Below are 12070 nucleotides of genomic sequence, written 5' to 3' on the forward strand. Positions count from 1 at the left end.
ATACTCACAAAGAATAACGAAAAGTTATATAATCACTATTGTAAATTTATACTGAATGCGTATCTTTATAACGATGAGCTGCTATCGCTGCTTGACCAAGAGAGATTCCGCCATCATTAGTAGGTACTTGTTTATGCATGTAAACCTCGAATTTACAAGCCTTAAGTGACTTATAGGCTTCTACAAGTAAAAACTTATTTAAAAATACTCCCCCACTAAGAACTAGTTTATTAATCCCTGTTTCTTGACGAATTTGTTTACAGGTTTCTGTAATCATTTGAACCATTGTATAATGAAAACGATAGCTCAATTCACCCTTGGTATACTTATCTTTAATTATCAAAGATACCAACTCTTTAAACATAGGTTTTATATCGATTTTTCTAATTCCATTCGAAGCAACTATTTCATATGATAATAAAGGATTGGAAGAATCATTGATATCAATCGCTTGCTCCAACTCAATAGCAGCCTGTCCTTCATATTGGATTGTTTCTCGGACACCCAATAGTGCTGAAACAGCATCAAAAAGCCTTCCCATACTTGAAGTAAGAGGAGAATTAATTCCTTTTTGAATCACTTTTATAAGTACATCTAGTTCAAAACTATTTCGCTCTGAAATGAGCTTTATTGGTAATTCTTTGACTTGTTCACCATATATTTGCGTCAATATTCCTAAAGCGATTCTATACGGTTCTTTAACGGCTTTATCACCGCCTGGTAGCTGAAAGTAATCGATATATGCCGCTCTTTGATAATTAAGAAAATCACCGATTAAAAACTCTCCACCCCAAATGTTCCCATCATCACCATAACCCGTGCCATCTAAAATAACTCCTAAAACAGGACCATTTAATTGATTATCAACCATACAAGAAGCCATGTGGGCATGATGATGCTGAACCTGTACAACTGGTAAAGCATTTTGATCAAATGCATATTTTGTACTATAAAAATCAGGATGAAGATCACTTGCTATTACGGAAGGACTGATTTCAAAGATTTTTTGTAAATGAGCTATAGTATTTTTAAATGATTCATAAATTTTATAGTTTTTTAAATCGCCAATATGATGACTAATAAAAGCTTTTTCACCTTTAGTTAAGCAAATCGTATTCTTTAATTCTGCTCCTAAAGCAAGTACATTAGTTGACCCTTCTTTAAAATCAATTGGGTTTGGTACATAACCTCTAGCGCGACGAATTATTTGTAGTTTTGTTATTTCTTCATCTAAATCAATACCCCTAACAATAGAGTCATCTACTCTAGTGAATATCTCCCTATTGTGTACTAAATAATAATCTGCAATTCCTTTTAGCTGCTCAATTGCATCTACATCTTTATATACAATAGGTTCATCAGAAACATTGGCGCTCGTAGCTATTAATGCAATAAAATTCCCTCTTAAAATGAGATGATGAAGTGGTGTATAGGCTAACATTACCCCATAGGTATTATTATTAGGTGCAATATCTGAAGAAATATACTCATTTTTCTTTTTGTTCAATAGCACAATTGGCCGTTCTTTAGATACTAATAAAGCTTCTTCATTTTTTGTTATTTCAGCAAAATTTTTCACATCATCTAATTCAGATGACATTAAAGCAAAAGGTTTTTCATCCCGTTTTTTTCTTTTTCTTAATTCTTTTACAGCTTCATGATTCATTGGATCTACAACTAAGTGATATCCACCTAACCCTTTAATAGCTAGGATTTTCCCCTTTTTCAACAAATCAATTGTTTTTTCTATGGGATTATCAGTGGGGACATTTGTACCATCTGATGTTTTCAATTGAACTTGTGGTCCACATTTCCAGCAAGCATTTGGTTGGGCATGAAATCTCCGGTCCAATATGTCTTTGTATTCTTTATCACACTCTTTGCACATAGGAAATTTGGCCATTGTAGTATATGGTCTATCATAAGGAATATCTTTTATTATTGAATATCTAGGTCCACAATTTGTACAATTAATAAATGGATAACGAAACCTTCTATTCGTTGGATCAAATAATTCTTCTAAACATTCATTACATACATAAGTATCAGGAGATATTAAAGTTTGCCTACTACTATGTTTTTGGCTACTCAAAATATTAAAAGAGCTATAACGATTGTCAGATTCTTGTTCTTCTATCAATTTAACCTCTTGCACATAAGCCAATTCTGGGGAATTAAATTCTATATCATGAATAAAATGAGTAATATTATCTTGTTCCCCTTCTACTTCTATTAACACTCCATTTGAATCATTTAACACCCATCCGTTTAGTTGATACTTTTTTGCTATTCTATATACGAAAGGTCTAAAACCAACACCTTGTACAATGCCTTTAACTTGATACTTTTTTATAAACATATTTATTACTTTTTTCATAAATTGTCTCCTAACATAATCGAGGTAATTCTGCCCCATATAATAACTCAATGAGTTTCAATTCACCTGATTTTGCTTCCATTAGCACTTGTCTTTCTTGTATTTGAGTAACTTTACCAATTACCGCAGCTTCTTTACCATATTTAGTATTTTTTAATACCCTCACTACTTCCTCACTTACCTCTGGAGACACAAACATACAAACATTCCCCTCATTAGCTAGATACATTGGATTAACACCTAACATGTCGGCAGCCATAATAGTTTCTGCTAACATAGGAATATCTTTTTCTTGTATTTTTATTCCAGTATTAATTGTATCTGAAACTTCATTTAAAACTGTACCTAACCCGCCTCTTGTAATATCTCGCATACAATGTATAGAATTACCAAAATGGTTTTTTAACTCTGTAATCATATGATTTAATGGTGCACAATCACTATTTATTCTCTGTTCAAACCCTAATCCTTCTCTTATAGAAAGGATATGTATGCTATGGTTTCCTAGTTGTCCTGTTATAATAATATCGTCACCTTCTTGAATAGAATTTACCGAAAATGGTGATACATCTCCTTCAAAAACTCCTATTCCAGTTGTATTAATAAAAATTTTGTCTACTTCACCTTTTTTGACAACTTTTGTATCTCCAGCAACAATATACACTCCAGCTTCTTTCGCTGTCTCTCTTATAGAATCTAATATTTCTTCCAAATCTCTAATTGGAAAACCCTCTTCTAGTACTAACGCCAATGATAGATAAAGTGGTTTTGCACCACTAACCGCTAAATCATTAACCGTTCCACAAACAGCTACTTTACCTATATTTCCCTCACCAAAAAAGATAGGATCAATAACAAAAGAATCTGTTGTCATCGCCAATCTTCTACTACTTACCTCAAGAATGGCACTATCCTCCATTTTTCCAAGATGAACTTCTTCTAGTTTTGCAGTAATAATTGAACTAATTAAATCGTGACTCAATAGTCCACCTGTTCCATGATCTAAAATTATATTTTCTAAATCTTTAGTTAATTTCATTTGTTAAAACTCCTTTTCATTTTTATTTTTGAAAAATAATATCACTTGCTACATAGAACAAGTGATATTACAACGTATTTACTTACGGAATTGCAACTCCATCAAAAGAAATATCTTCATTTTTAGAAATCGAATTGCAGATTTCCTCGATACTCATAATCTTTGCACAATATGAACCTAACCATTTTAAAGCTCGTTCTTTATCTTCAGCCTGCGCTGAAACAACTCCATCCTCTGGTACGATTACATTATAACCACGGAAAAATCCATCTGCTGCAGTTGTTTGTACACAAATTTGAGTTTGCATACCCGTAATAATAATTGTATCTACTCCTAATTTTTTTAAGGTTTCATCAAGATTTGTCTCAAAAAAACCACTATCCTTATTTTTCTCCATAATAATATCTTTTTCATGAAGAAACTCAGGTAAGATTTCTGCACCTTTAGATCCCTTTGTGACTGGTAAAAAATCACCATATCGTTCAGCTTTCGGATCATCTTCTAAGTTAATTAACTGTAGGTGAATAATAGAAACATCATTTTCTCTCATAGTATCTAAGAAAGAAACCATTTTAGGCGTAAAAGCCTCTACAGCTGCAATTCTATCCTCATTTTTATTAACCAAATCGTACTGTAAGTCATTTGTAAGCACTGCATATTTCATAATAATCCTACCTCCAATTAACTAAGAATTTAATTTTTCTAAAATACAATGTTCATTATTCCACCGAAAGTAAGAATATGTCAAATATTATTTTTTATCTAAATTTTCTAAATAATTTTCTGAAAATTAATACCTAATAGGACTCTATTTCCCATTAGGTATTAATTTTACGCTTTTTATTTAGAATAATCGCTCATATGTAATTAAAGTTTTTCACTCTCTGTAAAAAATGATTTATGTTCTACTGGAGAAGAAAGCACTATTAAGGTTGTAGGCTTTCCATACTCTAAGCACAAATTGATATAGTCTTCGAGTGTATGTACAGATTCCGTCACTACCTTTGTTAGATAACTATACATACCGGCAATACGGTGACATTCAACCACATCTGAATGTTCCATTGCAAACTTTTTATATTTGTTGCAATCCCTTGGTTCCATCAAAACAAACGCAGTAATATGTTTTTTTAATCCTTTCGGATTAACAATTGTGCGATAACTTATAATTACCCCTTGTTCTTCTAGTCTTCTAACTCGCTCTGTGACAGAAGGGGAACTCAGACCTACCAGTTTTCCTATTTCAACCATACTTAAACGTGCATTTTCCTGAAGATGAGAAAGAATCTTTAAATCTGTATCATCCATTGCTGGGCCTCCCCTTGATTAATTAAGAAAACATTTAATAATTCTTAAATTCTTTAAGAAAATTATAATTAATACATAAATTATAGCATGTTATCCTTTTTTAAAACTTTATATAATTAATATCAATTAATGAAAGAGAGGCTGAGTATCTTGACACAACAATCATTGAAACGCTCAATTACTTGGGTACAGGGAACCGCATTAACCATAGGAGCTGTGTTAGGTTGTGGAATCCTTATTTTACCTTCAATTACTGCAAATAGCGCTGGACCAGCTTCAATTTTATCTTGGGTTATCATGTCTATATTAGCTTTTCCTATTGTAGCGACTCTAGCGCGTCTTGCTAAAATGATTCCTAGTGCTGGAGGAATTACAGCTTATGTTCAAATGGCATTTAATGCAAATACAAGTGCCATCCTAGGCTGGATTATGTTAGGTTCTATTCCTATTGGAGTACCGATTATTGCTTTAACAGGTGCCCATTATATTGGATATGTTTTTCCAATAAGCAATCTTAGTGTTATAGGAATTGCAGCATTAATTTTAATTACCTCTTTACTCTTACATATAAAAGGTATCGAGCTATCATCAAAAGTTAGTGTGTTTGTAATTTGTATTATTTCACTTTTAATAGTTGTCGCTGTTATCGTTTCTATACCATATGTAAAATTAAGTTCTTTTACACCATTTGTACCAAACGGGTGGTCTTCCGTTGGCGCTTCTTCTGTAATTATCTTCTTCTCATTTGTAGGGTGGGAAATGATCACCCCATTAGCTGAAGAATTTAAAAGGCCCGCTAAGGATATTTCGATTAGTTTATTTTTAGGAGCAATTTGTATCTCCATTATGTACATTGCAATATCTTTTGTAACAATAGGGACCCACTCATATGGTGATAAGGATCAGATAGCTTCCCTTAGTATTCTAATATCAAAAGGATTAGGACCAATAGGTACATATATAACAACTATTTTAGCAATTTTTATTTCGTTTAGTGCTGTACATGCTAACATTGCAGGTTTTTCAAGAATGATTTACGCTCAAGCTAGAGAAGGACATTTCCCTTCCTTCTTTGCTAAGTTACACTCTCAATTTCAAACTCCAACTAGGGTATTACTAGTTTTAGGAGGCATTTTTAGTTGTATTCTAATCTTTTATGGTATGGCACGACCAAATTTAGAAATGCTTCTTAAAGGTCCTAGTGTAATATTTATTACCTCATATATTTTTACAATGCTAGCTGCTCTTAAATTATTAAAAGTGCGTGATATAGGTTGGTGGATGGCCTTCCTATCTCTAATTATATGTATTTTTGTATACTCATTTAGTGGTTGGGCTATTTTCTATCCAGTTATCTTATCAGTTATTGGTTGGATTTATATAGTTATGAATAAGAAGTATAGCACTATAGCCACCCATCAAATAAATACTTCCAACGAAAAATAGTTTCATATATCCTAAAAATTCACCACTAAAAATATAAACTAATATTAATCTTGAAATAAGGAAATTTTCTACTGACTTATAATTTGCACAAGATAACCTACTAATTATGTTCATTCAAAAAACCAGGATAACTTTTTAAAATCATCCTGGTTTTTCTATATTTAATCAAATCTATCATTTACTATTCATAGAGATTATATTTAACAATTCTACTTGACTCTATGTACTTTTATGTGTTTTTTCACTATGGATAACTTTGTATATAATAGAAGTATTTTTTTATCTTTAATTAAGTCTGATGAACGCTCATATTAATTAAAATTAAATGAGAATCAACTGTATTTAATTGTGTAAAAAATACATAATTAAATACAGTTGATTCTCACTATAAAACTCATATCAACATATCAGCGAAATTAGATCCAACGTTATTTTTACGCTTCATATGCTTTTCTAAATATATTTTTGTGGTTTGAATATTTTCGTGACCAAGTGTTTGCATTAAATGATATAAATCTGCATTACCTTGTTCTACTGCCATAATTGCAAAAGCATGTCGAAATGTATGTGCGGTTACTGGATTTTCACGATATTGTAAGAAATCTAAGTTTGTCTTCTTTATCATATCTGTTACTTGGTTTGATAGTGTTTTAGAGTTATATGCACTTCCTCTTTGATTTATAAATAACGGACTCTCATCCCCTTTTTCCAATACCGTTTGGAACCCCCTTCTTCTCCTCACCTCACAAATACATTGGTATAAATGTTCTGAAACGAAAAGTTCACGCACTTTGTCCCCTTTCCCCCTAACCTTTAACCAATACTTTCCATCATAGTGTAAATCTTTTACTCTTGCAGTACACAACTCCTGAATACGTGCACCAGTACTAGCTAATGCAAGTATTATTGTATAGTTTATTAAATGTCCTCTTTCTTTATAAAAACCTAATATTTTCATGACTTCCTCATAGGATAAATCTCGATTCGGCCGATCTTTTTCATTTACATTTGCACGCTGTAATTCTTCATGAAGTGGTTTTTCAATATACCCGAATACATGAAGATGTTTAAAAAAAGAACGAATCAATACCGTTTTCTTCGCCAAAGTTGCAACAGCATACGTATTCCCAGCTCGACCATTTTGTATATTTTTTAACCAGTAATTATATTTACGAATATGCCAAGGCTGTAATGTTTTTAATAAGGAAGCATTTCGCTGAACTTCTTCCCCATTCACTTCAAACTCTTCTGCATGCTGTACCATACATTCGCAAAATGATAGTATCTCAGACACATAACTCTTTTTTGTATCATCCTTTCTATTTTTCTTTTCATCCATATCATTTTGTAAATTTACAAAATGATATATCACTTCAAGATCACCTAGAAATGCATATTTTCCCTTTCCTTTTTTTTCTGCCTCCTCTATCTTTTGTTCTAAATCATTCATATAACGATTGTTATACATAAATGAAGATATACCTTTTATTTTATTTAAATATATATTTGTAAATTCTCTTTGACTTTTTAAAATAGGTAAAATTTCATTTTGACTTTTATCATCCATACCTATACATCACCTCTTCTTGTATAGATTTTAATCTTTAGTATGTTTATTAAGTATACTATGATTTTAATATCACTTACATCAATTATAGAAATTAATAATCATATTATTTCTGTAATAAGTCTATATTCTTCTATATTTAATTATGCATATAATTTCTAATAATTTTTTATTGAATAGATAAACATGTTACGTTAATTTATACAACTTAATAAAATATCTACATATTAATAGACATTTAACTTTGCCTTTCATTTACATAAAATTATAAAGCACATTAACATATTTGTTTTATGATATTTTATTTTATATTTAAATCTTATTTTATATCTAATTAAGAATCTGATATGATATATACATAATTTATTAATTATCGTGAGTAAATAAGGAGGTATACTTTCATGACACAAGATTTACTGTTTATCACAAAACCTACAGTAACGACAAAAGAAGCAGCAGATTTAATGGGAGTTACCGTTCAGACCATTTTAAAAAAAGAAAAAGAAGGTCTTATAGAATGTGTATATAAAGATAATTGGAAGCAATTCGGAAGTAAAATATTCTATTTAGAAGATATTGAACGGTTAATGAATAACGATGAAATAAAAGGATTAAGTACAAAAAAAGCAGCAGAAATTCTAAACGTAGCACCCTCCACTATTTTTACATATATTAAATCCGGAAAATTAAAAGCCACGATGGTAGAAAAGCGGGGTAAACAAGTATATGTCATTGATGAAGAAGAACTAGAAAATTTCCAGCTTAATTATGAAAAAGCTACAACAAAAGAACGTAAAACATTCATTACTAAGATTAAGGATACAGACATTTATTTATATCAACTATTAATACAGCAACATACAGAAAAAAAAGCTAGGGTAATAGAAATTAATGGATTCGATGGAAAGGTTCTTACAGAAGATGAAGAAATTTTCTCATTATCAGCTTATAAAGAACATGATTATTCCCTTGCCCCCTTCAAAAAACACACAGTGATTACGAAGCGAGGATATTTATCTTTTACATTTAAAAAGCCACAATTATTTAATTCTATAACTTATAATCTAATAAATTTATTTTATAAAGAGCTTGGTGTCACAAATATGCGATTGACTACTACACAAGATACCATCAGATTGGAAATTAAACCATTTGTTTTACAGGTAGATCCATTACAGTTCCAAGAAGAGATTAAGTATTTACATTCTCATATGGAGTCAGGCTCAATACTCCCTCATGTTGAAGGTATTTATTTTAAAAGTAATGTAGAGCCATTAACTTTTCATGCAGATCATGAATTTAAGCAAAAAGTAATTCAAATGGCTGCTGAATCTGGTATGGGGCAAGAAGAGTTTTTATTACAAGCTGTAAAGTCTTATATAACAAATTTATAGTAGCAATAAATTTGTTATCAAATAAAAAAAGCGTAGGAATAAAACCTAACTACGCTTTTTTCATTTTTTAACTTCATCTTATTTCTTTTATAATTACTTAGATACACTATAAAATGGAATTTCAACTTACTTTATTCACAAAAATACACCTTACAATAGACTAGCCCTTTATTTTGAACAGATTCTTTTATTTAGTATAATTTTAATAAATCTCTTGCTAATTCAAATAAGCAAGCAAAAAAGAACAAGATGAAATTATGAGAATGTACAAAATACAAATGTAAGTTTGAAATTTGTTAATACTAACCATAAAACAATTAATCCTACAGCAATTCCTATATATCTAATACAGTTAAACATTCCCTTTACTCTTCCTCTACTATGTTTACTTTCATTTGTAATTATAATAGGAAATAAAAGAATGAAGATTCCTAATGATAGTTCTTTAAAAATTTAAGCTAGTTTAACTGTATTCTTTTAACAGAAAAAAGAGAGAATCGCTTCCCTCTTTATTTCCGTTAAAAAACTTATAAATACTAGTTTACTTTTCTATAATCTACGCGTAACTTAGCGTTTCCACTTAACTCTAAATATTCTACTTTTACTTTATGATCCCCGGCTGTAATAGGTACTGTCACCGACCTTACGTCGTTTCCTCCTATTGATCCCCAGGAATCAATAATTTTTTTATCATCTACGTATACACGGACTCCATCATCTGCCATTGCTTCAAAATAATAATTTCCTTGTTCAAATGTCTCTGTTTTTGTAAATCTTGCAGAGAAATTATCTACCTGTACTGCACCTGGTGATTTGGACCCCCAGTCAAAGTTTAATTTATCAATTCTCGCATTAGAGTTTTCTCCGCCAGTCACTATTGCAGTACCACTTAATTCAGTATTATTATAATATTCTGCTGTCCAAGTAGAGTGTTCCACAGATTCTTTGTATGGTTCAATGTTAAACTCTAAATTACTGTTACCGCCTTCTTCTAAATACTGTACTTCTATAAGATGTACATCTTTCTCATTTTTCTTCCCAAATAATCCATTTGCTGCATTATCTTGAATGGTAATTTTTCTAGCATCTTCAACGAATCCGCCAGCTGCATAAAAACGATCGATAACAAGCTTACCATCAACATATACACGAATACCGTCGTCAGCTTTTCCTCGAATTATATAATCCCCTGCAGGTAAGCGCTTTACTGTTGTATATTTTGCAGAGAAATTATCAGGGTTAATGCCCCAAATTGGAAATCCGCTTCCATTATCTTCAATTAGGCTCTTTTCTAGGCCTTGAGGTGCAATTATTTTCGACTTATAAGGTGCCCCTACTAGATCTTTATTATTATAATAATAGGCCAACCAAGAATCAAAGGGTACAACGTGAGAAAAGATTGCTGCAATTCCCTTATTCTCTTGGAATGCTGTAGTAATATAATGGTGCCCTTTGTTTAAGTTTGTAACTAATGCACGTTGAATAACCCCAGTGGAACTATCACTCCATCCATCGATAATTAAGTTCCCATCAAAATTAACTCTTACATAATCATCTGCAAGGGCTTGGAAAAAATAGTCTCCAGCCCGTAATGTCTGTGATTGATCATATTTAGCCATAAAATCATCATTTCTAAAACCAAACGGACTACCATTAAGATAATTATATTCCAGTTCCTTTTTTACCTCTTGATAAATAGAATTTGTAAGCCAACCAGTTGGGAACGGATTAATAATTTGATAATTGGAAATATATTTAGAATATTGATCATAGTTTATATGTACATCTACTGGAGTCGTATTCCAGGTATCATGGACAATTAGTTCTTTAAACTCTTCATTCAGTTCAGGAATAAATACTTTTTGATATCCTACACCAGTCATCATATGATTTTTATAAATTGGGTCAGATTGTGTAGCGACTAAGAGTGGTCTCCCCATATCAATCTCTCCTACAAATCTATCGTATGACGGACTATTATCCTGATAAGCCTGTGGGAAATATCCAAGATTAGAAAAATATTTCCACACTGCTGGAGCAACTTTAGATGAGTATGTAGATCCTTTATCATCTGTTTCTAATTCAATTGCTAAATTACTTATCAATTGATCAACGCTTACATTATCTGCTACTAAATTATGATATCCATGCTTGTCCCAATAAGCAACTAAATTTGCTAGCGCTGTAGGTGTACATCCTTTATACCAATTATAATCTGGTACACCTTCTATTTTTTTGAATTCTTCATTATCGGATGCAGGTGCAAATTTCATAAAGGTCTTATTTTTTTTGTTGGAATTATTATTATTATGCTGTAACTCTTTTTCTTCCCCATTTTTTTTAGCTTCTTTAATGCTCAGAGTTTGATCGCCTGAAATACTTGTAACATTCTCTTTTTCTTTCTTTAAATATTGAATAGGTCCTGTATATATTGCTTTTCCCTCTTCTACCCCTTTATACGGATTAGTACCTTCCCTTGTAGACTCTATAATTGGAGTACCATTTTTATCGCTGTTAACAATAATGTATCCAAAATCTTTATTATCTTTTTTTACTTGAAATACATACCCTTTAACTTTTCCCTCTAAATCATACAAAGTTTTACTTTCACTAAAATTAGCCTCTTTCCATTCTGGATAAGATTTTTTACTTATACCTTTTAAATAATACTCTGCTTTAATTTGTGCATCTTCTTTTGTTACAATTTCTACTGTTTCGTCTGCTCTTGAATTAATTGGATCACTTAACAAAAATCCTAATAAAAGCGCGCTAACAGAAACAAATAAACGCTTCTTATTCATACATGTTCCTCTTTCCTAAATTCTATTATTTTACATTAATATCCTGAATATACCATAAATGTTTTATTAAATAAATAGATATTGAGAATAATATTCAAATAATTCATTAAAATAAATATATTGAAAATATATTTAACT

Annotated in this window: 8 protein-coding genes; 2 read left to right on the forward strand and 6 right to left on the reverse strand. The window is 31.0% G+C overall.

The window, feature by feature from the left end:
• Positions 1 to 46 precede the first annotated feature (46 nt).
• The 4 genes from hypF to KZZ19_RS28285 form a co-directional block, all read right to left on the reverse strand.
• Positions 47 to 2377, reverse strand: a complete 2331-nt coding sequence (gene hypF / locus KZZ19_RS28270; protein WP_237982513.1) for a carbamoyltransferase HypF — start codon at positions 2375 to 2377, stop codon at positions 47 to 49.
• Positions 2378 to 2387: 10 nt separating this feature from the next.
• On the reverse strand, positions 2388 to 3416 hold the full coding sequence (gene hypE, locus KZZ19_RS28275) for a hydrogenase expression/formation protein HypE (protein ID WP_237982514.1): 1029 nt from the start codon (positions 3414 to 3416) through the stop codon (positions 2388 to 2390).
• A gap of 82 nt (positions 3417 to 3498) precedes the next feature.
• Positions 3499 to 4080, reverse strand: a complete 582-nt coding sequence (locus KZZ19_RS28280) for an isochorismatase family cysteine hydrolase (RefSeq protein WP_098344000.1) — start codon at positions 4078 to 4080, stop codon at positions 3499 to 3501.
• 203 nt (positions 4081 to 4283) lie between these two features.
• A complete protein-coding gene (locus tag KZZ19_RS28285) occupies positions 4284 to 4724 on the reverse strand; it encodes an Lrp/AsnC family transcriptional regulator (RefSeq protein WP_098343999.1) in 441 nt (146 codons plus the stop codon).
• 150 nt (positions 4725 to 4874) lie between these two features.
• On the opposite strand from KZZ19_RS28285, the gene KZZ19_RS28290 reads away from it, so the two are divergent.
• On the forward strand, positions 4875 to 6170 hold the full coding sequence (locus KZZ19_RS28290) for an APC family permease (RefSeq protein WP_237982515.1): 1296 nt from the start codon (positions 4875 to 4877) through the stop codon (positions 6168 to 6170).
• Between the two features lie 394 nt (positions 6171 to 6564).
• On the opposite strand, the gene KZZ19_RS28295 is transcribed toward KZZ19_RS28290, so the two are convergent.
• Entirely contained in the window at positions 6565 to 7737 is a 1173-nt protein-coding gene (locus KZZ19_RS28295) for a tyrosine-type recombinase/integrase (protein ID WP_237982516.1), read from the reverse strand.
• Positions 7738 to 8138: 401 nt separating this feature from the next.
• Between KZZ19_RS28295 and KZZ19_RS28300 the strand changes: the two genes are divergently transcribed.
• A complete protein-coding gene (locus KZZ19_RS28300) occupies positions 8139 to 9131 on the forward strand; it encodes a helix-turn-helix domain-containing protein (RefSeq protein WP_237982517.1) in 993 nt (330 codons plus the stop codon).
• 536 nt (positions 9132 to 9667) lie between these two features.
• Here KZZ19_RS28300 and KZZ19_RS28305 read toward each other — a convergent pair.
• Positions 9668 to 11932, reverse strand: a complete 2265-nt coding sequence (locus KZZ19_RS28305; protein ID WP_237982518.1) for a PA14 domain-containing protein — start codon at positions 11930 to 11932, stop codon at positions 9668 to 9670.
• Between the last annotated feature and the right edge of the window lie 138 nt (positions 11933 to 12070).

The sequence above is a fragment of the Bacillus thuringiensis genome (genome assembly GCF_022095615.2).
Taxonomy (GTDB): domain Bacteria; phylum Bacillota; class Bacilli; order Bacillales; family Bacillaceae_G; genus Bacillus_A; species Bacillus_A cereus_AG.

Bases quoted from the DNA above. Each gene is read 5' to 3' on its own strand.
- KZZ19_RS28305 (WP_237982518.1), bottom strand. From the start codon at position 11,932: ATGAATAAGAAGCGTTTATTTGTTTCTGTTAGCGCGCTTTTATTAGGA.
- KZZ19_RS28295 (WP_237982516.1), bottom strand. From the start codon at position 7,737: ATGGATGATAAAAGTCAAAATGAAATTTTACCTATTTTAAAAAGTCAA.
- KZZ19_RS28285 (WP_098343999.1), bottom strand. From the start codon at position 4,724: ATGGATGATACAGATTTAAAGATTCTTTCTCATCTTCAGGAAAATGCA.
- hypF (WP_237982513.1), bottom strand. From the start codon at position 2,377: ATGAAAAAAGTAATAAATATGTTTATAAAAAAGTATCAAGTTAAAGGC.
- KZZ19_RS28300 (WP_237982517.1), top strand. From the start codon at position 8,139: ATGACACAAGATTTACTGTTTATCACAAAACCTACAGTAACGACAAAA.
- hypE (WP_237982514.1), bottom strand. From the start codon at position 3,416: ATGAAATTAACTAAAGATTTAGAAAATATAATTTTAGATCATGGAACA.
- KZZ19_RS28280 (WP_098344000.1), bottom strand. From the start codon at position 4,080: ATGAAATATGCAGTGCTTACAAATGACTTACAGTACGATTTGGTTAAT.